Source organism: Mycobacterium hainanense (assembly GCF_041890355.1).
GTDB classification, from domain to species: domain Bacteria; phylum Actinomycetota; class Actinomycetes; order Mycobacteriales; family Mycobacteriaceae; genus Mycobacterium; species Mycobacterium hainanense.
Genome location: NZ_CP169059.1, coordinates 4,507,892 through 4,534,387 on the forward strand (window position 1 = coordinate 4,507,892; position 26,496 = coordinate 4,534,387).

The 26,496-nt window shown below is 67.7% G+C and carries 25 protein-coding genes; 11 read left to right on the forward strand and 14 right to left on the reverse strand.

Annotation, left to right across the window (positions count from 1 at the left end; all coding sequences use genetic code 11):
* Positions 1-6 precede the first annotated feature (6 nt).
* Positions 7-222, reverse strand: a complete 216-nt coding sequence (locus ACEL92_RS21110; RefSeq protein WP_044512934.1) for a biotin/lipoyl-binding carrier protein — start codon at positions 220-222, stop codon at positions 7-9.
* Positions 223-416: 194 nt separating this feature from the next.
* On the opposite strand from ACEL92_RS21110, the gene ACEL92_RS21115 reads away from it, so the two are divergent.
* Positions 417-491: a 50S ribosomal protein bL37 gene (locus ACEL92_RS21115; RefSeq protein WP_011728008.1), complete on the forward strand. Its 75-nt coding sequence runs from the start codon at positions 417-419 to the stop codon at positions 489-491.
* Positions 492-498: 7 nt separating this feature from the next.
* Here the strand turns inward: ACEL92_RS21115 and rsrA are convergent, their stop codons facing one another.
* Together rsrA and ACEL92_RS21125 are read right to left on the reverse strand one after the other, a co-directional pair.
* A complete protein-coding gene (gene rsrA, locus ACEL92_RS21120; RefSeq protein ID WP_374022591.1) occupies positions 499-801 on the reverse strand; it encodes a mycothiol system anti-sigma-R factor in 303 nt (100 codons plus the stop codon).
* Positions 798-1,445: a sigma-70 family RNA polymerase sigma factor gene (locus ACEL92_RS21125; RefSeq protein WP_374026318.1), complete on the reverse strand. Its 648-nt coding sequence runs from the start codon at positions 1,443-1,445 to the stop codon at positions 798-800. The genes rsrA and ACEL92_RS21125 overlap by 4 nt, the downstream gene beginning before the upstream one ends.
* A 305-nt stretch (positions 1,446-1,750) precedes the next feature.
* On the opposite strand from ACEL92_RS21125, the gene ACEL92_RS21130 reads away from it, so the two are divergent.
* Both ACEL92_RS21130 and ACEL92_RS21135 read left to right on the forward strand, forming a co-directional pair.
* Positions 1,751-2,599: an SDR family oxidoreductase gene (locus ACEL92_RS21130; protein ID WP_374022592.1), complete on the forward strand. Its 849-nt coding sequence runs from the start codon at positions 1,751-1,753 to the stop codon at positions 2,597-2,599.
* A complete protein-coding gene (locus ACEL92_RS21135) occupies positions 2,599-3,078 on the forward strand; it encodes a YbaK/EbsC family protein (protein WP_374022593.1) in 480 nt (159 codons plus the stop codon). Before ACEL92_RS21130 ends, ACEL92_RS21135 begins: the two co-directional genes overlap by 1 nt.
* A 182-nt stretch (positions 3,079-3,260) precedes the next feature.
* On the opposite strand, the gene ACEL92_RS21140 is transcribed toward ACEL92_RS21135, so the two are convergent.
* Entirely contained in the window at positions 3,261-4,385 is a 1,125-nt protein-coding gene (locus tag ACEL92_RS21140) for an oxygenase MpaB family protein (protein ID WP_374022594.1), read from the reverse strand.
* A gap of 47 nt (positions 4,386-4,432) precedes the next feature.
* Positions 4,433-4,690, reverse strand: coding sequence for a hypothetical protein (locus ACEL92_RS21145; RefSeq protein ID WP_374022595.1), 258 nt, complete (start codon positions 4,688-4,690; stop codon positions 4,433-4,435).
* On the opposite strand from ACEL92_RS21145, the gene ACEL92_RS21150 reads away from it, so the two are divergent.
* Positions 4,677-5,630, forward strand: a complete 954-nt coding sequence (locus tag ACEL92_RS21150; protein ID WP_374022596.1) for a hypothetical protein — start codon at positions 4,677-4,679, stop codon at positions 5,628-5,630. The two genes, ACEL92_RS21145 and ACEL92_RS21150, sit on opposite strands and share 14 nt — an antisense overlap.
* Here the strand turns inward: ACEL92_RS21150 and ACEL92_RS21155 are convergent.
* The 4 genes from ACEL92_RS21155 to ACEL92_RS21170 form a co-directional block, all read right to left on the reverse strand.
* On the reverse strand, positions 5,627-8,803 hold the full coding sequence (locus ACEL92_RS21155) for an adenylate/guanylate cyclase domain-containing protein (RefSeq protein ID WP_374022597.1): 3,177 nt from the start codon (positions 8,801-8,803) through the stop codon (positions 5,627-5,629). The two genes, ACEL92_RS21150 and ACEL92_RS21155, sit on opposite strands and share 4 nt — an antisense overlap.
* Positions 8,804-8,977: 174 nt before the next feature.
* Positions 8,978-9,799 (reverse strand): alpha/beta fold hydrolase, encoded by an 822-nt coding sequence (locus ACEL92_RS21160; RefSeq protein ID WP_374022598.1) that lies wholly within the window; start codon positions 9,797-9,799, stop codon positions 8,978-8,980.
* 33 nt (positions 9,800-9,832) lie between these two features.
* A complete protein-coding gene (locus ACEL92_RS21165) occupies positions 9,833-11,524 on the reverse strand; it encodes a PHA/PHB synthase family protein (protein ID WP_374022599.1) in 1,692 nt (563 codons plus the stop codon).
* On the reverse strand, positions 11,521-13,038 hold the full coding sequence (locus tag ACEL92_RS21170; protein WP_374022600.1) for a long-chain fatty acid--CoA ligase: 1,518 nt from the start codon (positions 13,036-13,038) through the stop codon (positions 11,521-11,523). Before ACEL92_RS21170 ends, ACEL92_RS21165 begins: the two co-directional genes overlap by 4 nt.
* Positions 13,039-13,180: 142 nt before the next feature.
* Between ACEL92_RS21170 and ACEL92_RS21175 the strand changes: the two genes are divergently transcribed.
* Positions 13,181-14,404 (forward strand): PucR family transcriptional regulator, encoded by a 1,224-nt coding sequence (locus ACEL92_RS21175; protein WP_374022601.1) that lies wholly within the window; start codon positions 13,181-13,183, stop codon positions 14,402-14,404.
* Here the strand turns inward: ACEL92_RS21175 and ACEL92_RS21180 are convergent.
* On the reverse strand, positions 14,401-14,982 hold the full coding sequence (locus tag ACEL92_RS21180) for an HdeD family acid-resistance protein (protein WP_374022602.1): 582 nt from the start codon (positions 14,980-14,982) through the stop codon (positions 14,401-14,403). The two genes, ACEL92_RS21175 and ACEL92_RS21180, sit on opposite strands and share 4 nt — an antisense overlap.
* 260 nt (positions 14,983-15,242) lie before the next feature.
* Between ACEL92_RS21180 and ACEL92_RS21185 the strand changes: the two genes are divergently transcribed.
* On the forward strand, positions 15,243-15,437 hold the full coding sequence (locus ACEL92_RS21185) for a hypothetical protein (RefSeq protein WP_068181865.1): 195 nt from the start codon (positions 15,243-15,245) through the stop codon (positions 15,435-15,437).
* A gap of 3 nt (positions 15,438-15,440) precedes the next feature.
* Here ACEL92_RS21185 and ACEL92_RS21190 read toward each other — a convergent pair whose 3' ends face one another.
* On the reverse strand, positions 15,441-16,751 hold the full coding sequence (locus tag ACEL92_RS21190) for a PucR family transcriptional regulator (protein WP_374022603.1): 1,311 nt from the start codon (positions 16,749-16,751) through the stop codon (positions 15,441-15,443).
* Positions 16,752-16,889: 138 nt separating this feature from the next.
* On the opposite strand from ACEL92_RS21190, the gene ACEL92_RS21195 reads away from it, so the two are divergent.
* Both ACEL92_RS21195 and ACEL92_RS21200 read left to right on the forward strand, forming a co-directional pair.
* Positions 16,890-18,674, forward strand: a complete 1,785-nt coding sequence (locus tag ACEL92_RS21195; RefSeq protein WP_374022604.1) for a DUF3556 domain-containing protein — start codon at positions 16,890-16,892, stop codon at positions 18,672-18,674.
* Positions 18,671-20,092, forward strand: a complete 1,422-nt coding sequence (locus ACEL92_RS21200) for a phytoene desaturase family protein (protein WP_374022605.1) — start codon at positions 18,671-18,673, stop codon at positions 20,090-20,092. Before ACEL92_RS21195 ends, ACEL92_RS21200 begins: the two co-directional genes overlap by 4 nt.
* Positions 20,093-20,333: 241 nt before the next feature.
* On the opposite strand, the gene ACEL92_RS21205 is transcribed toward ACEL92_RS21200, so the two are convergent.
* Entirely contained in the window at positions 20,334-21,200 is an 867-nt protein-coding gene (locus ACEL92_RS21205; protein WP_374022606.1) for a 3-hydroxyacyl-CoA dehydrogenase family protein, read from the reverse strand.
* Positions 21,201-21,363: 163 nt separating this feature from the next.
* Here ACEL92_RS21205 and ACEL92_RS21210 point away from each other — a divergent pair, with 163 nt between their 5' ends.
* Positions 21,364-22,776, forward strand: a complete 1,413-nt coding sequence (locus tag ACEL92_RS21210; RefSeq protein WP_374022607.1) for an HNH endonuclease signature motif containing protein — start codon at positions 21,364-21,366, stop codon at positions 22,774-22,776.
* 15 nt (positions 22,777-22,791) lie between these two features.
* Here the strand turns inward: ACEL92_RS21210 and ACEL92_RS21215 are convergent, their stop codons facing one another.
* Entirely contained in the window at positions 22,792-23,556 is a 765-nt protein-coding gene (locus ACEL92_RS21215; protein ID WP_374022608.1) for an SOS response-associated peptidase, read from the reverse strand.
* Between the two features lie 193 nt (positions 23,557-23,749).
* Between ACEL92_RS21215 and aroA the strand changes: the two genes are divergently transcribed.
* The gene (gene aroA, locus ACEL92_RS21220) at positions 23,750-25,033 is read left to right on the forward strand and encodes a 3-phosphoshikimate 1-carboxyvinyltransferase (RefSeq protein ID WP_374022609.1); all 1,284 of its coding nucleotides are present in this window, start codon (positions 23,750-23,752) and stop codon (positions 25,031-25,033) included.
* Positions 25,030-26,010 (forward strand): ribosome small subunit-dependent GTPase A, encoded by a 981-nt coding sequence (gene rsgA, locus ACEL92_RS21225; RefSeq protein ID WP_374022610.1) that lies wholly within the window; start codon positions 25,030-25,032, stop codon positions 26,008-26,010. The genes aroA and rsgA overlap by 4 nt, the downstream gene beginning before the upstream one ends.
* Here the strand turns inward: rsgA and ACEL92_RS21230 are convergent.
* The gene (locus ACEL92_RS21230; RefSeq protein ID WP_374022611.1) at positions 25,997-26,470 is read right to left on the reverse strand and encodes a winged helix-turn-helix transcriptional regulator; all 474 of its coding nucleotides are present in this window, start codon (positions 26,468-26,470) and stop codon (positions 25,997-25,999) included. The two genes, rsgA and ACEL92_RS21230, sit on opposite strands and share 14 nt — an antisense overlap.
* Between the last annotated feature and the right edge of the window lie 26 nt (positions 26,471-26,496).

Sequence of the window (26,496 nt, forward strand, 5' to 3'; positions counted from 1 at the left end):
CGGGCCCTAGCTGATCACGGCAATCAGGTCACCCGCCTGGATGACATCGCCCACCGAGACGCTCACCTTGCTGACCGTGCCGTCGACCTCAGCCAGAACCGGGATCTCCATCTTCATCGACTCCAGCAGCACTACGACGTCGCCTTTGCCGATCTGGTCACCCTCGTTGACTACGACTTCGAGCACGCTGGCCACGATCTCGGCGCGCACATCCTCGGCCATCTTCACCCCACTCGTTTCGGCCATTGCGCAGGCTGGCTGCTGGTCCACTAGCTTCCGTCAGGCTCGGTGTATATCGAACCACAGGCCCCCGACCCACCGCGGCGCACGGCCCCCCGACAGGCCGTGCGAGAATGTGAGGCACGCTAACGGGCGCGGGGCGCCCGGTTCTGATCAATCAACGGAGGTTTTCCGAAATGGCCAAACGGGGCCGGAAGAAGCGCGACCGCAAGCACAGCAAGGCCAACCACGGCAAGCGACCCAACGCCTGAGGAACCGCTACCGCGTCTCCCGGATGATGGTGGTGCGGCGGATCTCCAGCCGTAGCCGCTCGCGCAGGCCCTCGGGGGCCTTCTCGCCTTTGCACTTGCTGGCGATCAACGCCTTGATCCGCTCCTCGAGGCCGTAATGCTTGAAGCAGCCGGGGCACGCCTCGAGGTGGCGGCGCAGCTGGTCCCGCGACTCGGGCGTGCATTCGCCGTCGAGCAGCAGCCAGACCTGGCGGATCACCTCGGCACAGCCGACAGCGCCATGGGCGTCGTCATTGGGGCACGTGTCGCCGGGGGTGGAAAGCTCGCTCATGACGACACCTCCTCATGCGCCTGCTGGCCGCGGTTGAAACCCCGCTCCTTGGCGACGTCAGCCAGCAGCGCCCGCAGTTGACGCCTGCCGCGGTGCAGCCGTGACATTACCGTCCCGATGGGCGTATCCATGATTTCCGCGATTTCCTTGTACGGGAAACCCTCGACATCGGCGTAGTAAACGGCCATCCGGAATTCCTCGGGCAACGCCTGCAGCGCCTCTTTGATCTCGGTATCCGGCAGCGACTCCAGCGCCTCCACCTCGGCCGAGCGCAAGCCGGTGGACGAGTGCTCCGCATTGGACGCCAGCTGCCAGTCGGTGATTTCCTCGGTCGGGTACTCGGCCGGCTGGCGCTGCCTCTTCCGGTAGCTGTTGATGTAAGTGTTGGTCAAGATCCGGTACAGCCAGGCCTTGAGGTTGGTGCCAGCCCGGAACGACCGGAAGCCCGCATAGGCCTTGACCATCGTCTCTTGCAGCAGGTCTTCTGCGTCGGCGGGATTACGGGTCATGCGCAGGGCGCCGCCGTACAGCTGGTCCAGCAGCGGAATCGCGTCGCGCTCGAAGCGCGCCATCAGCTCCGCATCCGTCTCTTGCGGGCCCGGCTCGGCGATCTCCTGTGCTGTCGCGCCGTCGCTGTCGGCCATGTCGATTACCCCGGTCCCTTCTGCTGCGGTGTCACCGGACAGCACCGGAAGCGCCAGCGGGCCTGCCAGAACGCAAGCCAACTGCTCTGCACCCATTGGACGGTCCAACAGGCTCGTCGCCGCTGACACCAAACCGCTCCTCCCAATCTAGAGGCTGCCACCGACACTGTCTGCCCGGGTGGCGCCCACTGGAACTTCGAGACCGATTGCTTCAACAGTCGCGGCCGACGTGCTATTTCCCGGCGGGATCCGTGGCCGCCCGTCCCCCGATCCGACCGGGAGCAGGCGGACGTTAGTGTGACGCCATGTCCCTGAACGGCAAGACCATGTTCATCTCCGGTGCCAGCCGCGGCATCGGCCTGGCGATCGCCAAGCGCGCCGCCCAAGACGGCGCCAACATCGCCCTGATCGCCAAGACCGCCGAGCCCCACCCCAAGCTGCCAGGCACGGTGTACACCGCCGCCAAGGAGCTCGAAGAGGCGGGCGGGCAGGCGCTGCCGATCGTCGGGGACGTCCGCGATCCGGAGTCGGTCCAGGCCGCGGTGGCCAAGACCGTCGAGCAGTTCGGCGGCATCGACATCTGCGTCAACAACGCGTCGGCGATAAACCTGGGGTCCATCACCGAGGTGCCGATGAAGCGGTTCGACCTGATGAACGGCATCCAGGTGCGCGGCACGTACGCGGTGTCGCAGGCCTGCATCCCGCACCTGAAGTCCGCGGACAACCCGCACATCCTGACGTTGTCGCCGCCCGTACTGCTCGGCAAGGAATGGCTGAAGCCGACGGCGTACATGATGGCCAAGTTCGGCATGACGCTGTGCGCGCTGGGCATCGCCGAGGAGATGCGCGAGGCGGGCATCGCGTCGAACACGTTGTGGCCGCGCACCCTGGTGGCCACCGCGGCGGTGCAGAACCTGCTCGGCGGCGACGAGGCGATGGGCCGCGCCCGCAAGCCGGAGGTGTACTCCGACGCGGCCTACGTGATCCTCAACAAGCCCGCCCGCGAGTACACCGGCAACACCCTGCTGTGCGAGGACGTACTGCTGGAGTCCGGGGTCACCGACCTGTCGGTCTACAACTGCGTGCCGGGCGGGCAGCTCGGTGTCGATTTCTGGGTCGACGGAGTGAACCCGCCGGGGTACACCGGGCCCTAGTGGCTGCCACACCCGCGCTGGCCGTGTTGGTGAAAGCTGGTGTGCCGCATGAGGTTGTGACGTTCGACCACGATCCGCGCGAGCGCTCGTTCGGCGCCGAGGCGGTCCACGCGCTGACCGAGCGCGGCATCGCACCCGACCAGATCTTCAAGACCCTCGTCATCGCGGTGCCCGGCGGGCTCTCCGTCGCGATACTGCCTGTGGCCGAGCGGCTTTCGCTGAAGGCGGCGGCCGCGGCGTTGGGGGTGGGCAAAGCGAGCATGGCCGAGTCGGCTGCCGCCGAGCGCGCCACCGGCTACGTGCTGGGCGCCGTGTCGCCGTTCGGGCAGCGCAGGACGTTGCCGACCGTCGTCGACGCTGGCGCACTGGCCTGGGACCGGGTGTACTGCAGCGCGGGCCGGCGGGGCTGGGACGTCGGCGTCTCGCCACAAGATCTGATCCGGTTGACGAATGCGGTCACCGCGGACATCCGCGCCTAGGCCCGTTCGCCTGCCTCGCTCAGAAAGCCCTCGATCACGGGGCGAGCCCGGTCGCGTTGTGCACGATGTCGATGTGACCGCCTGATCACCCGGTACGCGTCGAAACCCCAATCCCGTTGCCGCTTTTGCGGAATGCGCCAGGAGATGACGAACACCTGCTGCCCCCGCGCGACGAAGTGCTCTTACGGGCGGGAGGGCTTCGAAATCTCCCATTTGCGGGCCAGGTGATCGGGCATGTCGAACGACGCCCGCACGCCACCCCGCTCGAACTCGAACGCACTCTCCAACAGTTCGCGCCCGAACACCGGAGCCAGCTCCTTGACGAAGTGGTAGCGCGGCAAGGCGCGGCCGATCCGGCTCAGCACGTTGGTGGAGAACCAGTCGGCGACCCGCGCGAGCTGTTCGAGTTCGCGGCGGTGCTGCACAGGCGGCACGAGCAGCAGGTCCGCGGTCTTGTCGCCGATCAGGTGGCGGATCAGCGGCGGGATCGTCTTATCGAACTCCTTGGTGGGCGTGAGTTGGTCGAGCAGCGCGAGGAGCGCGCGGGTCATGTGCTGCCCCTCGAGGGATGCCGTGAAGCGCCGACGCTTGATGGTCTCGAGCAGCGCGTTGGCGTCGGCGACGTTGTGCGGACGCATCTCGTCGAGCACGCCCATCAGGTGGCCGATGACGGTCCAGAGATGGAGGTACGCATCCCTATCGTCGTCGGACAGGTTCACGCCGAGGCGGCCCATCGGGTCGCCGACGACGTACCAGAAAGAGAGGATGGTCCCGGCCATGTCCTCCTGGTTGATCGGTTGGCCCCAACGGGGGTAGTTCCACAGGCCGGGGTGCTTACCGGCGCGGTCCTTGATCAGGTGACGCACCGCGGCATGCATCAGGCGGACGTGCTGGATCGCGCGCAGGCCCTTGCCCTTTGGATCAAGCCCGCCGGTGGTGCATGCGTCGATCAGGAACTGGCCGGTCTCCATCACTCGCCGCCGTGCGTCCGTGTCGAGCTGGCCGGTCAGATACAGCACCTTCACGGCGTAACTGTCCGCGTAAGCCGACGGCAGCGACGCGCAAAACAGGCAGAGCGTGATGAGCAGGCCGTTCTCCTCGAACACCTGCTGCCCTCGCTTGATCTTGTCCGGGTCGGCCCACTTGGGAAGGGAGAGCGAAGTTTTCAGGTAGCCCCGGAGCTCCTTTGGCAAATCCGTTGGCACCGGCTGGTCATTGCGCACGAGTGTGCGCATGATCCGATTGACCTCGTTAACGTCCCGTTTGAACACTTTCTCGACCACGTCGTCGACGGGCGTATCACCCACCTGTCGCATGCTCTCGAGGTGCCCGTTTGTCCATCTGGAGCTTCCATTCATGCCCGCCATTCGCACAGCATCGCAGATTTGGCGTCGTTGGCGAAGGCCCAATCTGCCATGAGAATTGTTAGAAAAGCGATGCGATCCGGGCCAAAGGCGGTGCGCCGCACCAAGAAGTTATCGATCAACGCCGAGACCGTAACGCGGTGGGGTGCATACATTTCACGTACTCTTTTTAGATTCTTGTCGCCACCAATTTGCATCCGTGTTATTTGGCCCCGATTCGCGAGGATGGACACGATGGTCGACGTCAACGACGAATTCCTGCACGAGGCCGGGTCGCACCCGGATTGGCAGGAAAGCTTCTTTTTCAGTTGGTTCGACGCCGAGTCGGACGCGGTGGGCCTGGCCCGCATCGGATACCGGCCCAGCAATCACACTGCCGATGCGATCTTGTACACGATGCGCAACGGCCGTGTCGAGGGCGGCTACGCCAAGCTCCACGCCCGCTACCCCGGCACCCCGGATCCCCGCCACCTCGAGGTGGGGGCTCTGAAGTTCCAGATGATCGAACCGATGTCGAAGTGGCGGCTAGTGCTGGAGGGCCGCCACGAGGTCGACCTGACATGGACGGCGCTGCATGCGCCGTTCGACTATCACGCTGAAGCGCCCCCTGGGGTATACCTGCCTTCCGGCATCGCCGACACCCATATGGAGCAGTCCGGGTGGGTCACGGGCCGGGTGAAGATCAACGGATCGACCTACCCGATCGACGGACTCGGTCAGCGAGACAAGTCGTGGGGGATCCGCCGGTGGAGCAGCATCGAGCGCTGGGACTGGAACACGGTGTTGCTAAGCCCCGACTTCACCATGAACTGCACGCATTTGTTCAGCGGTGGCCAGGCCTACCCCACCGGCTACATCTTCCACGACGGCGCGTGCCACGCGGTGGCGCAGCTGAGCGTGGACCACCAGTGGTCCGGCCATCAGGTTCCCTGCGCCTCGCGCATGGTCGTCACCGACGTCAGCGGCTTGCGGCTCGAGGTTCACGGCCGCGTGATCGCCCAATCCTGCTTGTGGAAAAGGGGTTTGGTGATCCAGGAGTCGTCGACACGCTTTGAAACTATCGTCGATGGTCGACGTTTCGCCGGCGCGGGTCTGACCGAGCACGCCTGGCACGCCGGCCTGGTGGGCTCGCTGCGGGTGCTGCCGCGGATGGGGCCGGCGGCAAGGATGGTCATGTCTTTGATCTAGGGCATGGCCGCCGCCCAGGCGATGTGCCCGGCAAACTCCAGCGACCTGGCCATCTCGCCGTAGCGATCCTTCAAGTCCGCATACGCCGCGGTGTCGCCGCGGGCATGCGCCACAAGAGCTTTCAGTCGCAACAGCCAGATGTCGCGCATGGCCGAGCCGTCGGTCGGCGCCGCAGCCAACCGCTCGATCGCGGCCTCGGCCTCGGCGACGTCGGCGTCGGTCCCGCGGTCCAGCAGCGTCTCCACCAGGACCCCCGTCGCCGGAAAGCCCCAGGATCCGCACATCTGCTGCCCGTCGCGGAACAGATCGTTGACGGCGGTGCGCACCAGCAATACGGCTTCGTCGCGATCTCCACTCCGCGCCCGCTCCCGCGCCAAATACGCGTCGACGAAACGCAATTCGCCCAGGTTCGCCCTGCGGCGCCGGAACATATCGCTGAGCTCCGCCAGCAGCTTCTGGCCGCGCTCACGGTCGGCAGCCGCCGGGCCGTGTACCAGTGCGACGCCCGGCGCCATCTTGGTGAACGCCAGCGCGACGTCGTCGCCGGATCGCTCGACGAGTCTCAGGGCCTCTTCCGTTTCGGTCACCGCCCGATCGTCGGCCGTCAGGACTCCCAGCGGTATCCCCGGGTTGTAGATGTATGCAACGACCAACGCGTACGACATCGGGTCGGCCTTGCTCGCCATGGCGAGGCCCTGCTGCTGGTCGTCTTGCCATCCGGGAAGACCTAAGGAGTACCGGGCGATCGCCCGCGTCGTAAGGGCGACCGCCAGCGGGGACCCGATGATGAAGTTTCCTTTGGACGGGTCGCCGTCGGCCATGTCGATGACCGTCTGTGACCACCGCAAGACGTCCGACCAGTTGTTGTTCTCCATCTTGGCGAAGATCAGCGAAACGGACAGCCCCACCGTCAGGGTCGGATCGCCGAGCGCCTCGGCGAGGGTCCAGGCCTCCGACGCCAGCTGCGCGGCCTCACGCGCCCGGGCCTGATGCGCGTGCTCCATCACCAGCCCCGCCATCCCGATGGCCAGCGACACCTTGTCCCCCACGGCGGCGCACAATTCCCGCAGTTCGTCGAAGCGGTCGGCCACCGCATGTGCATGGATTCGCCAGGCGATTCCGCACAACATGGTGCGCGGGGCGATGCGCATGGTTGCCCGGTTGGGGTCCTCCGGGGGGAGGCGGTCGGCGATCGCTTGGGCGCGCTCCCAGCTCAGTCGGGCGGCGTTGATGTCGCGGTTGGTGGCCCACGTCGCCGCGCGCATGTGCCAGTTGAATGCGGCGTGCGGATCACCGGCGGCCTCCAGGTGTTCGGCGATCATCGCCGCGTTCTGGTCGACCGCTGCCTGGTCGCGCGATTCCATCGCGGCAGCGACGCGCCGGTGCAGCTCGGCGCGATCCGATTTGAGCTGTGATTCGTAGGCCACGGTACGAATCAGCGGATGGTGGAACACATACGCGGGTTGTCCGGTGAACCTGATCTGGTCGATCAGCTCGGCCGCCACCAGGTCGTCCAGGCTGGGATGGATGTCCAGCATTTCCAGCAGGCTCCGGGTGAACCGCGAGCCGATCACCGCTGCGGCGCTCAGGGTGCGCTTGGCCGCCCAGTCCAGGCGGTCGATACGCGCGGCGATCGTCGCCTGCAGGGTGACCGGGACGCTGACCTCGGTGACCGCCGCCGCCGAGACGTAAGCGCAGCGGCTGCCAAGCAGCACACCGCGCTCGGCCAGTTCCCGCACCATCTCCTCGACGAAGAACGGATTGCCGGCGGCGCGCTCGGCGATCATGGCGGCCAGGCCGTTGACCGAGGGGTCCGGCCCGAGTAGCTCGCCGGCCAATGCCGCGGCTTCCGAATCACTAAGTGGCGCAAGGGCGATGGTCTGAGCGCCGGTCACCCTGCTCAGCGGACCCCGGTATTCGGGGCGGTAGGTGAGCAGCACCAGAGCGGGGGTCTGTGGGGTCACCGTGACGAAGTCGGCCAGCATCGAGCCGCTGACCTGGTCGATCCAGTGCACGTCCTCAATGACATAGACCGCGGGCGCTTGGCGGGCCAGCGACGCCGCATTGATCAGCACAGTCAACCGCCGCCGTCGCGCATCCGGGTCGATCGTCGGCAGCGCAATGCCGGGATCGGCGATGCCCAGCAAGTCGTCGAGGAGCAACATGTCGTCCGGCTCGGCGTCGGGCACCCGGGACCGTAGCTGCGCGCGGGCCTCTGGCGCCTCGAGACCCGCCACCCTGAAACTCGAGCGCAGCAAGCGCGCCACCAAATGGAAGGGAACGTCGCTGGCGTGCGATTCGCAGAAGGCGGTGAACACTTCGACACCCCGGGCCGCCGCCATCGCGGCGACCTCGCGCGCCAGCCGGCTCTTGCCGATACCCGGTAACCCCACGATGCTGACGACGGTGCCGTGGACGGCGATGGCGCGCTCCAGCAAGCCCTCGATGGCGGTCATTTCCCACTGCCGGCCGACCAGATTCGACTCGGCGCGGCGGACGGAACGGTGCTCGTCGCCCGCGCCGAGTAGTCGACGCGCGGGCACCGGCGCGTCGACACCCTTGATCTGAACCAGCTCGGATTCGCCGAGGGCCACGGCGCCCTCGACGAGTCGTGCGGTCGACACGCTGAGCATCACCGCGCCCGGCGGGGCCGCCGATTCCATCCGCTGGGCCAGGCCGACCTGCTCACCGATGGCGGTGTAACCCAACGGCCCCGAACCGATTTCACCGGCGACCACCTGACCGGAATTGAGTCCCACGCGCAACCGCAGTTCGATGCGGTCTCGGTTGTCGACCTCGGCGGCCAGCCGTGCGGTTTCCTCCTGGATGCCAAGCGCCGCAAGACAAGCGCGGATGGCGTGGTCCTCCAACGCAACCGGGGCACCGAACACGGCCATGATGCCGTCGCCGGTGAACTTGTCCACCGTCCCGCCGTACCGCTCAACGACCGCGGCGCAACGGTCGGCGAGGTCGGCCATGATTTGCAGCAGCCGCTCCGCACCGACCGCGGCAGCGATCTCCATCGAGCCGACCACCTCGGCGAATAGGACCGTGACCTGCTTGTACTCCGCGAGAGCGTCGCCGTCTTGGACCGCCGAACCACAGCTGTGGCAGAACCCGGCGTCCTTGAAGAGCTCGGCGCCACACGTCCGACATGCTGCTCCGGTCGCCATCCGACCTCCGCCAGTCCAGGCCCCCGCTTGCTGGGTGATCTAAGGATAAGTTCCAGGGTTCGCAAGGGCACCTTTCATACCGATCGACAAATTTGACCTGCGGGGACGCGCATCGGTAAGCACCCGGCGAGCGCGGTCGGACAGGCCGGCGCCGTCGCCGTGGTCGGGCGCGACCTAGGCGCGTTCCCCCGGTTCGTCGAGGAATTCCTCGATGACGGGCGCGAGTTTGACCGCGTTGTGTACGAGGTCGATGTGGCCGCCGGTATGCAGGTGCAGTAGCGAATGAGGCAACAACGCGTGCATGATCCGCGCGTTGATCACCGGAATGATCGGGTCGTCGGTGCCTGCCACGATCAACGTCTGCTGCCGCACGGCCGGCAGGGCGAACAGGCTGGTCCAGACGGAACCCGCCAGCAGCTGATGCAGGTAGCCGACCTTCGATCCGGCGTGCAGCTGCCGCACAAACAGCCGCGCCACGTCTTCACCGTGAGCGCGGACGGTACCGCCGTAGAGCTCACTGGCGATGGCGGCGGCATAGTCGGGATCCGAGAACCTTCGTGGCGTGGCCATTTTCGCCAGCACCGACGGGCGGGCCGGCACCATCAAGACGCCAGTGCCGGTCGCCACCAGCACCATCCGCCGGCACCGGCGCGGATTCTGGAACGCGAACTGCTGGGCGAGCGCGCCGCCCCAGGACAGCCCCAGAACGTCCACCACGCCGACGCCCAGCTTCGTCAGCACGCGGCCCAACACCCACGCCAGGTAGGGGAAGCCGTACGGGAGCAGCGACGTCGGCGATCCCCCGGTCCCGGGCACGTCGAACCTGATGACCGTGCACTCCAACCGCTCCACCAGCGGATCGAGCACCTCCAGGCTGGCCCCGATGCCGTTGCACAGCACCAGCGGTACGCCCCTTCCCTGTCGCACGTTGACCCGGATCCGCTGGCCGCCTGCGGTGACATAGCGCTGTTCGCCGATCGTGCTGGGCGTTATCACGCGGAGGCGCCTTTGCGGTGCACTGCGCTTCACTCACTTCTCCATCACGTAGCCGCCGGGGGCCGGCCCGAGCGGCGGGAGGCCTTCTGCCCCAAGGGTTGTCGGTGCATCGACCTGCGCGCCGCTGCGCTCGGCGAGCCAGCCGGCGTAGTCCGGCCACCAGGAGTCGCTGGCCTTCTGCGACGACTCCAGCCACTGCTTCGGGTCTTCGGCATCGACGGGACCGGTTCGGAAGGACGCCTTGGGGTTGCCGGGCGGGTTGACCAACGCGGCGATGTGGCCGCTGGTCGACAGCACAAAGCGGTTGTCCTTGCTGCCCAGCAGTCGCGCGCTGCGATAGGTGGCCTGCCACGGGCAGATGTGGTCGGCGATGCCCCCGACGACGTACGCGTCGGCGGTGACGTTCCCCAGGTCGACCGGGCTGCCCAGCATGGTGAGCGCACCCGGGGTGACCAGGGCGTTGCGCTGCGCCATCAGGATCATGTCGCGGTGCAACGCGGCGGTCATCCGGGTGGTGTCGGCGTTCCAGAACAAGACGTCGAAAGCCGCCGGCTTGCGGCCCTGCACATAGTTGTTCACCCAGTAGCGCCAGACCAGGTCGGTGGGCCGCAGCCAGGCGAACATCTCCGCCATGTCGCGCCCGTCCAGGTAGCCCTTCCGGCGCGAGACCCGGATCGCCGCCTGGGCCGCGCGGTCGCTCATCATGGCGGCCGCGAAACCGGCCCGAGTCTCGTCGAGCACGGTGACCGACAGGTTGAGGCCCGCGATCCGGTCGCCCTCTCCGATGTCGGCGAGGTGGGCCGCCGTCATCGCGGCCAGGATGCCACCCGAGCAGGTGGCCAGTAGGTGGGTGCTGTCGGTCCCGGCGATCTTCTGCACCGCATCCATCGCCTCGACGATCGCGGCGCCGTACGCGTCGAAGCCCCAATCCCGGTGCCGCTTTTGCGGATTGCGCCAGGAAATCGCGAAGACCTGTTGCCCTTGCTGGACGAAGTACTCGATCATGCTGCGCCCGGGGGCGATGTCCATGATGTAGAACTTGTTGATCACCGGCGGCACCATCAGCAACGGGATCTCGTTGACCTTCGGCGTTTGCGGCGCGTATTGGATCAGCTCGAACATCGACGTCCGCAGGACGACCGCCCCCTTCGTGACGGCCACCGTCTCGCCCACCACGAACGCGTCGGGCTCGACCATCGCGGGCACCCTGGGCTTCGAAAGCATGTCCCGCGCAAAGGCTTTCAGTCCCCGCACGGCGCTAAGCCCGCCGGTGTCGATCATCGCCTTCCAGCCCAGCGGGCTGATCAGCGGGTTGTTGCTCGGGGCCAGGCCCTCGACCAGGTTGTCGATGACGAACCGCATTCTCTCGTTGTCCCGCCAGTCCAGCTGGGCGTCGGCGAGCAGCCCCTCGGCGGCCTCGGCCGCCGCGAGGTAGGCCTGCATGATCCGGTGCAGGACGGGGTTGTCCTGCCAGGCGGGGTCGCTGAAGCGCTTGTCGGCTCGGGCCGGGACGCGCTCCGAATTGCCCGCCGCGACGGCGCCGAGCTCACGCGTGAGCGCACCGACCCGGCCGGCGACCGCGCCGGGTTGCTTGGCGAGGTTGACACCGAAGCGGGTCCAGGTGTCGTCGGGCATCATCCGGCTGGCGAACGGCTTGGTGGCGCTGGTCAGCAGGAGATCGAGCGGGGCGGCGAGCTCGTCGGGTTTGGTCGTTTGGGTAGTCATGGGTATCGCGTGCTTTCGGTTGTCGGTGCGGTGATTTCGCGTTTGAGGAGCTTGCCGGTCGGCCCCTTGGGCAGCGCGTCGACGAGCCACACCAGGCGCGGGTACTTGTACGCGGCCACCCGGGCTTTGACGTAGTCGCGCAACTCTTCCGGCGTCGCGACCGCGCCCTGCTTGAGCGCGACCGCGGCGCCGACGTCCTCGCCGAGGGAATCGTGCGGGACGCCGATGACGGCGGCCTCGGCCACCGCGGGGTGCTCGTAGAGCACCTCCTCGATCTCGCGGGGATAGACGTTGTACCCGCCGCGGATGATCATGTCCTTGGTGCGGTCGACGATGTAGAAATAGCCGTCTTCGTCGACGCGCCCGACGTCGCCGGTGTTGAGCCAGCCGTCGGCGGTGACCGCGGCCCTGGTCGCGTCCGGAAGCTTCCAGTAGCCCTTCATCACGTTGTGGCCGCGGATCTGGATCTCGCCCGTCTCCCCCCGCGGGACCTCGACGCCGTCGGGGCCGACCACCCGCATCTCGACGCCCTCGATCGGGGTGCCGATGGAGCCCGCCTTGCGGGGCCGGTCCGGATGGTTGAACGCCGCCGCCGGGGAACTCTCGGAAAGCCCGTACCCCTCGAGAACCGTGCACCCGAAGGCCTTCTCGAAGTCCGTGAGGACCTGCAGAGGCAGTGCTGCGCCGCCCGAGACGCAGGTGCGTAGGCTTCGGGTGACCTCCGGTTCGGCCTCGTCGGCGACGCTCAGTAGCGCCGAATACATCGTCGGCACCCCCTCGAAGACCGTCACCCCGTCGCGCTGGATCACCTCGAGGGCCTTGCGCGGGTCGAACCGGGGAATGAGGGTCAACATCGCGCCGGCGAGGACAGCGCTGTTGAGCCCGCACGTCAACCCGAAGACGTGGAACAACGGCAGGCAGCCCATCACCACGTCGTCGGGCCCGAGCTTGACCAGCGTCCGGACACTGACTTCGGCGTTGCGCCCGAGGTTGGCGTGGGTCAGCGTGGCGCCCTTGGGTTTACCGGTGGTTCCCGACGTGTGCAGGATGACCGCGACGTCGTCCTCGTCGCGCGGCACCGGGGAGGTTTGGGCGGGCAGGTCGGCGATCAGGTCCGCCAGCGCGGCGTCGTCGACGATCCAGCAGTGCGCCCCGGCCTCGGCCGCCCCGGCGGTCGCCTCCTCGGCGAAGGCCGGGGCGGCGAACATGGCCTTGGCGGCGGTGTTGGACAGGTAGTAGGAGACCTCGCGGGCCTTGAGCAACGGGTTCATCGGGACCGCGACGGCGCCCCGATACATGATGCCGTAGAACGCGACGGCGAACGCCGGTGTATTGGGCAGCATCACGCCTACCCGGTCGCCCGGCCCTACTCCCGCGCGCTCGAGCAGCGTCGCGACCCGGGCCGCGGCGGCGTCGAATTCGGCGTAGGTCAACCGCAAGTCGTCGCAGCGCAGCGCCACCCGTTGCGGGTGACGATCTTTCGATGCGACGAGGTTGGCGCTCAACGAGGTCATAGGGTGCCTCCGGGTCGTGGTTTCCTGCGTGCATCAAGCGTGATCCGGTCGGCTCGGGGGGACAATGTTTGCGGAAACAACGACCGTGCCGGTTGGCTGTGACCGGTCACATTCGCCGGCGCCCGGGCATAAGGTTTGCGGTATGGGCGTGGCATCGAAAACCAGCAGCGTCCGGCCGGGCGCAGCGGTGGACCCGGACGTCGTTGAGCTCGGCAGGCTCATGCTGGCCCGCGCCCCGGCGTTGGGGACGGCGATGGCCGACCTGCTGTGCCGCGAGATCGCGGCCTACCGCGACGGCAGCGTCGTGACGAAGGAGCAAGTGGCCGAAAGCTGCGTCGCGAACGTGACGTTCATCTTCGACTCGCTCACCGGCGGCACCCACGTCGACGTCTCGCCCGCGGAGCGCACGGGCACCGAGCGCGCGCTCGCCGGTGTGCCGCTGCCGGCGGTGATGACCGCTTACCGTATCGGTTTTCGCTCCGTGTGGGAGGAGACCCTGTCCGTCGCCCGCGCCGCAGCGATACCGACCGACGCCATCCTGGATGCCACCGCCCGGATCTTCTTCGCGCAGGACACCTTCACCCAGGCGATGGCCACCGCCTACCGCCAGCAGCTCACCACGCAGATTCTCGAGCGCGAGGAAGAACGGTCGGCGTTGGTGGAAGCGCTGCTGGCTCACCGGATCACCGACAGCCAAAGCCTCTGGGAGGCAGCGGATTTGCTGCGACTACCCACTTCGGGACCCTATGTCGTGGTGGCGGCCGAGCTGCCCGCGATAGGGAAGCTGGGATTGCCGGCGATCGAAAACAAGCTGTCGGCCCGCGACATCCGGTCGGCGTGGCGGCTGCTGCCCGACCTGCAGGTGGGCATCGTCCACCTTCGGGGCGCGGAACCGACCGACGGGCTCAACACCCTCGTCGAGGTGCTCGACCAAGCCGCGACCGCGAGGGTCGGCATCAGTCCAGCGTTTCGCGAGCTGGCCGACACCAGCGACGCGCTGCGACTGGCCAGGGTCGCGGTCACCGGCAAGCCCTCCAGTGAATCGCTGGTCTCCCTTTTCGACGACACCCCGCTCGCCGTCGCGGCGGTCAGCGCGCCCGAAGCGATGACCAAGATCAAATCGATGGTGCTGTCGCGTGTAGACGAACTGCCCGAGGAGGAACGCACCATCCTGATCGACACGTTCCGGGCCTGGGTCGAGGCGGGCGGATCGGCCAACGACACCGCGACGAAGATCTTCTGCCACCCCAACACGGTGCGGCACCGGCTGCGCCGCATCGAGGAGTTGACCGACCGATCCCTCTCACGCCCAAAAGATCTCGCCGAGCTGTGCCTGGCCTTCGAGGTCGAGCGGCGACTGCCCTAGCCGGTCAATGCCTTCGCCCGGCTGCGGGTTTGGAACGCCGTGATGACGTCCATGATGCCGATGACTATCAGCCACCACCCGGCCACCAGGGTCAGGACCGCCATCGAATCGATCGGCGAGATGATCAGCACGCCACCGCCGATCACGAGGATCACACCGGAGAGTGCCTGCCAGCCGCGTCCGGGCATGTGATCGAAGGACAGCGCAGCGACGAGCAGGGTCATCCCGCGGAACACCCAGCCAATGCCGATCCACAGCGCCAAAAGCCAGATCGCCTCGAATTTGTCGCGGAAGCAGAAGAATCCCAGCACCAGCGACACGACGCCGGTGAGGAATGCCAGCACTCGCATTGCCGCGCCGGCGTGTGTGCCAAATGCAGCAAACATGTATCCAACTCCGGACACCACTAGGTAGATGCCGAACAGGACACCCGCCACGAACAGTGTCTTGCCAGGCCAGACCAGCACTACGACACCCAGCGCCACCGCGGCGACGCCGATGAACAGGAGCAGCTGCCACGCACTGCGGGCAAGCTGCCGCAATGGACCTTCAAACACGGTCTGATCGGTATTCGTCATGACAATATGATTCGCCCCCGTCGGCGCAAAGAAAATGTCTTTGGCAACACAATTCGGTATCGCACAATGGCGCGGCCAATATCGTGCAGCGCTCTGTGATAACGAATCGTCCGCGGCGCCCCATTGTTCCCGGAAGACAACAACGCGCCGCAAGTTCGTCGCTCGGCGACATCCCTGCGGCGCCGCGGCGCCGTTAAGTTCTGCCGCGAGTCAGACCGCAACATCTTCGATTCCGCTCAGCGGGGAAAAGCAGGCACATCATGTTCGAATCAATGTTGGTGATCGCCAGCTACGTGACGGCGGTCTTCGCCCCCGTGCTGATTCCAGTGACCGTCCACGCCGTCCACTTCTTCCGCGACCTGCGACCGACCTACCGGCCGATCCGTGCGGTCTCGGCGGTTCGCCTCCCGCGGCTCGCGGTGCCTCGTCGCGTCGCCGCTCCCGCCATGGGCTGACCCTCAGGGCTGGCGCAGCACCGCGCTTCCGTACCAGTGGCAGGCGAGCAGCGCCACCTCCACGTCGAGCCGGTCGGCGCCGATCTCCCGCCCGCGCCTCGCGACGGCACGTCCGACCCGGTACTTGACCGAGTTGAAGTGCATGTTCAATTCCTCGGCGGCCAGCTTGTAGCTGGAACCGCACCCCAGAAAGACACGCAACGTCTCCCTCAGTCGCGCGTCGTTGTCGTTGTCGCTGGCGAGATCGCCGAGCACCGTGGCGACCCAGCCCCGCATCCGGTCGACGTCGCCGCCCAATCCCGCCACGACCGACAGCCCCGGATCGGTGGCGGCGATTACCGTCGGAGCCGAAGCGTTCGGCCGCCGCCCGGCTGCCGCGACGCCGCGGGCCTCCATCGCGTCCCGGTGGGTGCGGCGAAAACCTTCGACACCGGCTCCCATCGACCCGAGCGCCACGTTCGGCGAGTCCGGACGGGTCAACGCAAACCGTCGGATCTTCGCGACCACGTCGGCGGCGCCGATCGGCGCGGCACGGTAGGGCAACCACCCCCATGCGCAACTTTGGTCGGCGGCCACGAACAGCGGACCGGCGTCGACGGCGACGGCTTCGCCCAGCTCGCGCAGGAATCGTTGCAGCCTGGCCAGTTCGTCACCCGCGCCGTCCCGCTCCGGGTACCACATGACGAGCCCCAGGTGGTACCAGCGCAGCGGATAGCGGATCACCGTGGTGGCCGCGTCGGCGTCGACGGCCTTGGTGGCGGCCAATACCTCGCGCACCCGCAGCCCGCGCAGGCTGTTCTGGTTCTCCAGCCACCGCTCGCGTTCGTCTTCGTAGACGCCGACGACCTGTTGCGACATCCAGTCGATGTAGGAGAACATCGCGGCGCTCATCGTCTCGATGACCGCCACCCGCAACCCGTCCGGGATATCGACCTCGCGCAACTCGGCGAAGATCAGCTCGTTCATCCGGCGCTGGCCGAGCCGGTAGGCGCGGACCAGCGCGTTGACGGGCACCCCGTGCTGCGCCAACCGGCGGGCATACTCCAGCGCCGCGGTCGGCGCCTCGACGCGCTCGACCGCGATGTCGTAACGCAACGCGCGCAACATCGTGTCGACGTTTCCCTCGATGCTGGCACCGAGCAGCTCCATGATCCGAGGTTCCCGCGGCAGGTCCGGAATCTGGTTTTCCAGGGCGCGATGGATCTCCGCCGTCGCGTCGGCCAACCGCCCGTGCAATCGGCCGGCGACCTCGGCGACGCAACCCCTCACCCCGACGACGTCGGCGTCCGGGGCGTCGACGTGCGATTTCTTCACCTCAATGACGTTAGACGCGACGTTGTCTTCTGGCGATAACTCCGGCGAGCGGTTTTGTCGATCGGCGACTGTGTCCCGCCGCACACGGAACCTAGCGTTGCGGCCACGCTTACTCCCGACGCCGAAGGAGCGAAGGAAATGGGATTCACCAAGCCGATTCTCCCAGCGGTCGACCCGGATAGCTTCCCCGGGAAGCCACTGATGGAGCGAATGCGGATCCTCGTCCTCGATTGGGCCGAGAACGGTTTCGGCGCACCGCGAATGGTCCACGCTATCTACATCGTGAAACTGGTCGCGTTCTTCGCGATCGGTGGTGTCACCGTCGCGACGTTGACGTCGGGGCTGCCCGCCTTCTGGCACGTGAGCCAATGGTGGAACCAACCGATCGTCTATCAGAAGGTCATCCTGTGGACCGTGCTGTTGGAGACCATCGGCGTGGCCGGCTCCTGGGGGCCGTTGGCCGGCAAGATCAAGCCGATGACAGGCGGCATCCTGTTCTGGGCCCGGCCGGGAACCATCCGGCTGCGCCCGTGGAAGTGGGTACCGCTCACCCGCGGAGACCGGCGCACGTGGTCCGATATCGCACTGTATCTGGCACTGCTGGCGAGCCTGGCGGTCCCGCTGCTGTCACATGGCGTGCACAGCAACTCGCTCTCAAACGCGTTGCCGGGCAACACATCCGGTCTGGTCAACCCCGCCCTGCTGATCGCGCCGATCGGACTGCTGGTGCTGATCGGCCTGCGGGACAAAACCATCTTCCTCGCCGCCCGCGGCGAACAGTACCTGCCGGCGCTGTTCTTCTTCGCCGCATTGCCGTTCGTCAACATGATCATCGCGTGCAAGATGCTCATCGTGGTGGTGTGGATCGGCGCCGGGTTCTCGAAATTCGGCAAGCACTTCTCCAACGTCATCCCGCCGATGGTTTCCAACACGATATTCGCCCCCAGATGGGTGCGGCGGGCGCACTATCGCGACTTCGGGCGCGACATGCGGCCGTCGCGGCTGGCGGACTTTATGGCACACGTGAACGGCACCACCGTCGAGATCATTGCGCCGCTGGTCCTGTTCTTCTCGACGAACAAGTGGCTGACGCTGGCGGCGGCGATGCTGATGGTGGGTTTCCACCTGTTCATCATCTCGACGTTCCCGCTGGCGGTGCCGCTGGAATGGAACGTGGTGTTCGCGTACACCACGATCTTCCTGTTCCTCGGGTTCCCGAACTGGAACGGTTACGCCCCGTGGGACATGACCCCACCGTGGCTGGCCCTCGTGATCGCCGCCGCCCTGCTCGTCTACCCGGTGCTGGGCAACCTGCGGCCGGACAAGGTGTCGTTCCTGCCGTCGATGCGGCAGTACGCGGGCAACTGGGCCTCGGCGTTGTGGACCTTCGCTCCCGGTACCGAGCAGAAGCTGGACAAGGTCACGCGCTCGGCGGGGAACCAGGTCGACCAGTTCGTCGCGTTCGGCTACGAGCCCGCGTGGGCCGAGATCACGTCTCAAAAGACGATCGCGTGGCGGAGTATGCACAGCCAGGGGCGCGGTCTGTACTCCTTGCTGCTCAGCCACCTGCCGGACATCGACACCCGCACCGTGCGGGAGGGTGAGTTCGTGTGCAACTCGATCATCGGATTCAACTTTGGCGACGGTCACCTGCACGACGCGGCCATGATCAAGGCCGTGCAGGACGAAGCCGGTTTTGAGCCGGGTGAGTGCGTCATCGCCTGGGTCGAGTCCGAGGCATTCGGCAGCGGCGTCCAGCACTACCAGCTGATCGACGCAGCGTTGGGGGTGATCGAGCGCGGCACCTGGAAGGTCGCGGACGCGGTCGCCGAGCAGCCGTGGCTGCCCAACGGCCCGATCCCGCTTCAAGTCGGCTGGTCGCTGCTCGGCGCGGCGGCGGTCAAGGCGGGCGCGCCGGCATGACGACCGCAGTGGTGGTGGGGGGCGGGCCGAACGGGCTCGCCGCCGCCATCTGCCTGGCCGCCGAGGGTGTGCAGGTCACCGTGCTCGAGGCCGCCGACGAGGTCGGCGGCGGCGCCCGCAGCAGCGGGGCGATTTTGCCGGGCCTGCTGCACGACCACTGCTCGGCCATTCACCCGATGGCCGTCGGCTCGCCGTTCCTGAGCCGTTTCGAGTTGGAGCGGTACGGCCTGACATGGCGGTGGCCCGCAATCGATTGCGTGCATCCCCTCGACGGCGGCGGCGCCGGCGTCCTGCACCGCTCGGTGGCGCGGACCGCGGCCGGTCTCGGACGCGACGGATCGCGCTGGCGGCTCGCGTTCGGCCATTCGGCGGCCCGGTTCGACACCCTGAGCGAGGACATCATGGGGCCGCTGCTGCGGCCGCCGCATCACCCGTTGATGCTGGCCCGGTTCGGCGCGCCCACCGTGCTTCCGGGGTCGACGTTCGCCCGCTTCTTCCGCACCGACGAAGGCCGGGCGTTGTTCGGAGGCGTTGCGGCGCATGCCTTCCGGCCCCTGCACTACCCGATGACGTCGGCCATCGGGATGGGCATCCTCGCCGCCGGTCACCGGTACGGCTGGGCGGTCGCCGAAGGGGGGTCGCAGTCGATCACCAACGCGATGGTGGCGCTGCTGACCGACCTGGGCGGCAAGATCGAGACCGACGTCCGGGTCCAGGCGGCGTCGGAGCTGCCGCCGGCGGACGTCACGATGTTCGATCTGGCACCTGAGGCGGTGGCGGGTATTTTGGGCGACCGGCTGCCGCGTCGAGTCTCACGCGCCTTCACCAGGTTTCGCCGCGGGCCGGGCGCGTTCAAGGTCGACTTCGCCGTCGAGGGCGGGGTGCCATGGACGAACCCCGACGCCCGTCGGGCGGGCACCGTTCACCTCGCCGGCACCTACGCCGAACTGGCGGCGACCGAGCGGGACATCCATGCCGGGCGCATGCCCGAGCGGCCGTTCGTGTTGGTGGGCCAGCAGTACCTGGCGGATCCACAACGCTCGGTGGGCAATACGCATCCCGTGTGGAGCTACGCCCACGTGCCCAACGGCTATGCCGGCGACGCGACCGAGGCGATCATCGCCCAGATCGAGCGCTTCGCACCCGGCTTCCGGGAGCGCATCGTCGGGTTGACGATTCGATCGACCACCCAGATGGCCACCTACAACCTCAACTATGACGGCGGCGACATCATGACCGGCGCCAAGGACATCCGGCAGCTCACGTTCGGGCCGCGAATCACGCTCTCGCCCTACACCATTGGCGTGCCGGGCATGTACATCTGCTCGGCGGCAACACCACCCGGACCGGGCGCCCACGGCATGTGCGGCGCCAACGCCGCCCAACTGGCGCTCTCCTACCTGGCCCGGCGGGCGTAATCCCAGGCCTAAGCGATTTGTCGCCGCCGGCACGCTGGCCCACGCGGGGTTTGATGACCACCGGCGTGGGCATCAGCAACGCTGACACCATCCAGACCGAAGGCAGTTATCCGATTCGGGAGGCCTGTCAGGGCGCGGGCCCGGGCGTGAAGGCATCGACGCCAGGGAACTGAAACAACTTCTGGTGCGTCCCGGACCGTACGGCCGCCGGAAAGTCGCCGCTAAGCAACTGAGCGCCAATTCAATACGTGTAGAAGCCCTCGCCCGTCTTGACGCCGAGCTTGCCGGCGTCGACGTAAGACTGCAGCAACTCGCGCACGTGCTTCGGCAGGTGCGGAAACTCTTGGGCATAGTGGTTTTCGATGTCGAGTACCACGTCGAGGCCCACCAGGTCCATCATCTGGAACGGCCCGGCAGGCACGCCCCAGTTGACCTTGAACATCCCGTCGACGTCCTCGGGCCGGGCGACGCCCTCGGCGACCACGGCCAGCGATTCGCGCTTGATGGCCGCCCAAATCCGGTTGAAGATGAAGCCGGTGGATTCCTTGCGCGCCTCGAAGGGGAAGACGCCGAATTCCGGCAGCACGGCCAGCAGCGTGTCGAGGAGCCCCCGGTCGGTCTGACCGTCCGACATCAGGTCGACCGCGTTGACCTCCGGTGGCATGTAGAAGTGCATGTTGCACAAACGGGTTTTGTCGCGCACGTTTTCGGCCATCAGGCGCGAAGGGTACGACGACGAGTTGGTTGCGAAGATCGTGCCCGGCGGCGCCGCCCGGTCGATCTGGTCCCACGTCGCAATCTTTATCTCGAGCTTCTCCGGGACGGACTCAACGACAAGCCACGCATCGTCTAAGGCCTCTTCGAGTGACCCGGCACTGTCCGCAGCACCCACTTCACCGAAACCTCTGTCGGCCACCATCTTCGGCAGCGTTTCCGTCACGTAAGACACCGCGGCGGCGCGCTGTTCGCGGCGGGGCGCGAAAATGCGCACGGTTCCGCCACGACTCGCGAACATCAGCGCTATGCGGCGACCCAGTGTTCCGGCCCCGATCACCGCGACTGGGCGGCTGCGGATGTCCTCGAACGTGTAGGTGTAGGAGCCGGTCACAGTCGCATATTAATTTGCGCCCGCTGGCATGCGTCCGTCGCCGAACCACAAAGGTGCGCCGATGTGTTGTCTCGCACCGACAGATCCAAACAACTTGCGCCACTTTAGTTTCAGTGGTCCCAACGCGGCCGGTTTTGTCGTACCCCCTGACTAGCTTGGGAGCATGAGTTCTGGCAGCGTCGGTGATCGGGAGGCGATCGCGGCTGCCTTTGAGGCGCTGGACGCCGCGATGGACACGGTGATCGGGCTGGACTGCGAGGCGTTGACCACCAAAGAATGGTTGGCATTGCTCGGGCGGTGCGAGAAGGTGCGCCGGCGGCTGCCGGCCGTGGAGCATCCGATGATCAATTGCCTGGCGCGTCAGGCGACCGCCGAGGAGTTGGGTGGCAAGCTTTCCCATGCGATCGCCGAGGCGGCGTTGATCACCCGCGCCGAGGCCTCCCGGCGCATCAAGGAGGCCGCCGACCTGGGCCCGCGTCACGGCCTGACCGGAGAGCGGTTGCCGCCGGTGCTGGCCGCGACGGCCGCCGCGCAACGCGCCGGTGAGCTGGGAGCCGGGCAGGTGGCGGTGATTCGCAAGTTTTGGCATCAGCTGCCCGGCTGGATCGATCACGGCACCCGCGAACACGCCGAAGCCAAGCTGGCCAGCGAGGCCACCCGGTTTCGTCCCGAACAACTGGGCGCGCTGGCCGACACGCTGGCCGATTGCCTCAACCCCGACGGCACCTACACCGACGCCGACCGCGCCCGGCGGCGAGGGCTCACATTGGGCAACCAGCAATCCGACGGCATGTCGGAGCTGCGCGGGCTGATCACCCCCGAGCTGCGCGCCACGATCGAGGCGGTGTTGGCCAAGCTGGCCGCCCCCGGCATGTGCAACCCCCTCGACGACACCCCCACCGTCGACGGCCCACCGTCTCAGGACGCCATCGACAAAGACGCCCGCTCGGCATCCCAACGCAACCACGACGCGCTGACCGCCGCGCTGCGCGCGCTGCTCGCCTCGGGCAAGCTCGGCCAACACAACGGGCTTCCCGCCTCCATCATCGTCACCACCACCTTGGCCGAACTCGAAGCCGCCGCCGGCAGGGCGTTGACCGGCGGGGGCAGCATCTTGCCCATGAGCGACGTCATCCGCCTCGCCCGCCACGCCCGGCACTACCTGGCCATCTTCGACAACAACGGCAAAGCCCTGGCGCTCTATCACACCAAACGCCTAGCCTCCCCCGCGCAACGAATCGTGTTGTACGGCAAGGAACACGGCTGCACCGCACCGGGGTGCACCGTGGCCGGCTACTACAGCGAAGTCCACCACGTCACCGACTACGCGCAATGCCACACCACCGATGTCAACGACCTCACCTTCGCCTGCGGCTGCCAACACCGCATGCTCCACCCCGACGGCTGGACCACCCGCAAAAACACCAAGGGCGAAACCGAATGGATCCCCCCACCCCACCTCGACCGCGGCCAACCCCGCACCAACAGCTACTGGCACCCCGAAAAACTTCTGCGCACCGACGACGACGAAGAAGAAGACGACGAAGACGAAAGCGACAGTCCGGGCGCGGCGTGACCGCCGCGCACACCGCTAGAGCAGCTTCATCTGCTCCGACTGCTCTTCGACTGGCTCAAGCAGTTCGGGTCCGTTGTTGCGCACGCTGTTGACCAACGTCGACACCTCGCGCATGCGAATGCCGCTCACGTCCGGCGGCCTGGTGAGCAGCTCGTCGTCGATCGGGGCGTCCGGGTCCAACCACCGGTCCCAGTCGCGTTCGGGCAGCGCCAGCGGCATGCGGTCGTGGATCTCGGCCAGCTCGCCGGGCGCGTCGGTGGTGATGATCGTGCAGCTCAGTAGCGGCGAGCCCGCTTTGGCCGGCTTCCAGACCGACCACAGGCCCGCCATGAACAGCGGCTCGCCGTCCTCCCGGTACATGAAGAAGGGCGTCTTGCGGGACTTCTTGCCGTCGGCCGCGTCGGGGTTGACGCGCCATTCGTAGTAGCCGTCCATCGGGATCAGGCAGCGCTTCGACTTGGCGCTCGACCGGAACGCGGGCGAGGTGGTGACCTTGTCCGCGCGGGCGTTGATCAGCATCGGGCCCTTGGTCTCCGGCGCCCCGTCGGCATCGGCCTTGACCCACGGCGGCACCAGGCCCCAGCGCATCAGCCGCACCCGGCGGGTGGGCTCGTCGTCGGGATCGGTGTGGCGGCTCACGACGGTCGCGATGGTGGACGTCGGGGCCACGTTGTAGTTGGGCGCGCCGGCGCCCTCGGCGGCGCCGGTGGCCTCGTCGATCGCCTTGATCTTCTGGGCGAGCAGCGCCGGGTCGGTGGTGACCGCGAACCGTCCACACATAAGTCCATGGTGGCAGAGCCACGGAGTCCGATTGGTGGCAGAGCCACGGAGCCCCATCGGTGGCAGAGCCACGGAGCCCCATCGGTGGCAGAGCCACGGAGCCCCATCGGTGGCAGAGCCACGGAGCCCCATCGGTGGCAGAGCCACGGAGTCCTATTGGTGGCAGAACAGGCCGACACGCCATGATGGACCGGTGAGTATGTGGACGGCCCCCAGCGCGGAAAAACCGGTGCAGGCGACCGTGACCGTTCCGGGCTCGAAGTCGCAGACGAATCGGGCGCTGGTGCTCGCCGCGTTGGCGGCCGCGCGGGGACACGGCACCCCCACCATCAGCGGGGCGCTGCGCAGCCGGGACACCGATTTGATGATCAGCGCGCTGCGCACTCTCGGCCTGCGCGTCGACGGCGCAGGCTCCGAGCTGACGGTCGGCGGCCGGATCTCCCCGGGACCCGAGGCGCAGGTGGATTGCGGCCTGGCCGGCACGGTCCTGCGGTTCGTCCCGCCGCTGGCGGCGCTGGCCCAGTCGGTGGTCGAGTTCGACGGCGACGAGCAAGCCCGGGCGCGGCCGATCGCGCCGCTGCTCGACGCGTTGCGCGGCCTGGGCGTGCCGATCGAGGGCTCGGGCCTGCCCTTCCGCGTCCACGGCGCCGGGTCGGTCGCCGGTGGGACCGTGGACATCGACGCCTCGGCGTCCTCGCAGTTCGTGTCGGGGCTGCTGCTGTGCGCGCCCTCGTTCACCGACGGCCTGACCGTGCGGCACACCGGGGCGACGCTGCCGTCGGCGCCACACATCGCCATGACGGTAGTCATGCTGCGCCAGGCCGGGGTCGAAGTCGACGACTCGGTTCGCAACAGCTGGCGGGTGCAACCCGGCCCGGTCGCGGCCCGGCATTGGCAGGTCGAACCGGACCTGACCAACGCCGTCCCGTTCCTGGCGGCGGCCGTGGTCACCGGCGGGGCGGTGCGCATCACCGGTTGGCCGGAGGCCAGCGTGCAACCGGCGGAGCACATCCTGACGGTGCTGGGCAAGCTGAATGCCGTTGTCACCCAAGGCGATTCGTTCCTCGAGGTGCGTGGGTCCGCCGAATACGACGGTTTCGATGTCGACCTGCGCGACGTCGGCGAGTTGGCCCCGTCGGTGGCGGCGCTGGCCGCGCTGGCGACCCCGGGCTCGGTGTCGCGCCTTTCGGGCATCGGCCACCTCCGGGGCCACGAGACCGACCGCCTCGCCGCGCTGCGCACCGAGATCACCAACCTCGGCGGCGACTGCACCGAGACGCCCGACGGCCTGGTGATCACCGCGACACCGCTGCACCCCAGGGTCTGGCGGGCCTACGCCGACCACCGGATGGCGATGGCGGGTGCGATCGTCGGGCTGCGGGTGGCGGGGCTCGTGGTCGACGACATCGGCTCCACCTCCAAGACGCTGCCGCAGTTTCCGCAGCTGTGGGCGCACATGCTGGGGTCCGATATTTGAGGCCCGGCGATTACGACGAATCCGACGTCAAGGTCCGCTCCGGCAGGGGCTCGCGACCGCGCACCAAGACTCGTCCCGAGCACGCCGACGCCGAGGCCGCGATGGTGGTCAGCGTCGACCGGGGCCGCTGGGGGTGCGTGCTGGGCGGCGACCCCGAACGCCGGATCACGGCCATGCGGGCGCGCGAACTCGGCCGCACGCCGATCGTGGTCGGTGACGACGTCGACGTGGTGGGCGATCTGTCCGGGCGGCTGGACACCCTGGCCCGCATCATCCGGCGCGGGGAGCGGCGAACGGTGTTGCGCCGCACCGCCGATGACACCGATCCGACCGAACGGGTGGTCGTGGCCAACGCCGACCAGCTGCTGATCGTGGTGGCGCTGGCCGACCCGCCGCCGCGCACCGGATTGGTCGACCGGGCACTGATCGCCGCGTACGCCGGCGGTCTCACGCCCATCCTGTGCCTGACCAAGACCGACCTGGCCCCGCCGGAGCCATTCGCCGAGCAGTTCGTCGACCTGGAACTCACGGTGGTGGCCGCGGGTCGCGACGACCCGCTGCTCGCGGTGGCCGACCTGCTCGACGGCAAGATCACCGTGCTGCTCGGGCACTCCGGCGTCGGCAAGTCGACGTTGGTGAATCGCCTTGTTCCCGAAGCGGAACGGGCCGTCGGTGAGGTCACCGACATCGGCAGGGGGCGCCACACCTCCACCCAGTCGGTCGCGCTGCCGCTGGCGACGTCGGGATGGGTCATCGACACCCCGGGCATCCGGTCCTTCGGGCTGGCGCACATCCAACCCGACGACGTGCTGATGGCGTTCTCCGACCTGGCGGAGGCGATCGAGGACTGCCCGCGCGGCTGCGGGCACATGGGCCCGCCGGCCGATCCGGAATGCGCGCTGGACGCGCTGTCCGGCCCGGCCGCCCGCCGCGTGGCCGCGGCCCGGCGGCTGCTGGCCGCGCTCAACCAGACTTAGCCAGCCGCACACCGAGCTCGTCGGGCGGCACCGGATGCCCTTCGGTGCAACGCATTTGGACCTCAGCATCGGCGCCGCAGCCGAGGTGGGTGAGGCGAAGCCGGTGGCGGCCCGGCAGGTGGCGCCGGCCCCACTCGAACATCGCCCACACCACCGGCATGAACTCGACGCCGGCCTCGGTGAGCACGTATTCCTCACGACGGCGCTGCCCCGGCTCGTGGTAGGGCTGCCGCTTCAGCAGGCCAAGCTCGACCAGTTCGGACAGCCGTGCCGAGGTGGCGGCCTTGGTGATACCGACACGGCGGGCGAAGTCGTCGAAGCGCGTGGTGCCGTAGTAGGCCTCGCGCATGATGAGCATCGCGGACTTGGTGCCCACCACGGCCATCGTCTTCTCGATTGCGCACTCGCCGACGGCCGACCAGGTGTCGCGGTCGGCGAGCGGTCCCTGTAGCAGTGTCATAAATCACTCTCCCGGCTGGGTTGCTT

What these genes read in the sequence shown, in the direction of transcription:
- ACEL92_RS21180 (WP_374022602.1), bottom strand. Translation starts at nt 14,982, where the DNA reads ATGACGAATACCGATCAGACCGTGTTTGAAGGTCCATTGCGGCAGCTT.
- ACEL92_RS21170 (WP_374022600.1), bottom strand. Translation starts at nt 13,038, where the DNA reads ATGACCTCGTTGAGCGCCAACCTCGTCGCATCGAAAGATCGTCACCCG.
- ACEL92_RS21150 (WP_374022596.1), top strand. Translation starts at nt 4,677, where the DNA reads ATGGTCGACGTCAACGACGAATTCCTGCACGAGGCCGGGTCGCACCCG.
- rsrA (WP_374022591.1), bottom strand. Translation starts at nt 801, where the DNA reads ATGAGCGAGCTTTCCACCCCCGGCGACACGTGCCCCAATGACGACGCC.
- ACEL92_RS21185 (WP_068181865.1), top strand. Translation starts at nt 15,243, where the DNA reads ATGTTCGAATCAATGTTGGTGATCGCCAGCTACGTGACGGCGGTCTTC.
- ACEL92_RS21210 (WP_374022607.1), top strand. Translation starts at nt 21,364, where the DNA reads ATGAGTTCTGGCAGCGTCGGTGATCGGGAGGCGATCGCGGCTGCCTTT.
- ACEL92_RS21125 (WP_374026318.1), bottom strand. Translation starts at nt 1,445, where the DNA reads ATGGCCGACAGCGACGGCGCGACAGCACAGGAGATCGCCGAGCCGGGC.
- ACEL92_RS21155 (WP_374022597.1), bottom strand. Translation starts at nt 8,803, where the DNA reads ATGGCGACCGGAGCAGCATGTCGGACGTGTGGCGCCGAGCTCTTCAAG.
- ACEL92_RS21110 (WP_044512934.1), bottom strand. Translation starts at nt 222, where the DNA reads ATGGCCGAGGATGTGCGCGCCGAGATCGTGGCCAGCGTGCTCGAAGTC.
- ACEL92_RS21130 (WP_374022592.1), top strand. Translation starts at nt 1,751, where the DNA reads ATGTCCCTGAACGGCAAGACCATGTTCATCTCCGGTGCCAGCCGCGGC.
- ACEL92_RS21195 (WP_374022604.1), top strand. Translation starts at nt 16,890, where the DNA reads ATGGGATTCACCAAGCCGATTCTCCCAGCGGTCGACCCGGATAGCTTC.
- ACEL92_RS21175 (WP_374022601.1), top strand. Translation starts at nt 13,181, where the DNA reads ATGGGCGTGGCATCGAAAACCAGCAGCGTCCGGCCGGGCGCAGCGGTG.
- ACEL92_RS21200 (WP_374022605.1), top strand. Translation starts at nt 18,671, where the DNA reads ATGACGACCGCAGTGGTGGTGGGGGGCGGGCCGAACGGGCTCGCCGCC.
- ACEL92_RS21165 (WP_374022599.1), bottom strand. Translation starts at nt 11,524, where the DNA reads ATGACTACCCAAACGACCAAACCCGACGAGCTCGCCGCCCCGCTCGAT.
- ACEL92_RS21230 (WP_374022611.1), bottom strand. Translation starts at nt 26,470, where the DNA reads ATGACACTGCTACAGGGACCGCTCGCCGACCGCGACACCTGGTCGGCC.
- ACEL92_RS21215 (WP_374022608.1), bottom strand. Translation starts at nt 23,556, where the DNA reads ATGTGTGGACGGTTCGCGGTCACCACCGACCCGGCGCTGCTCGCCCAG.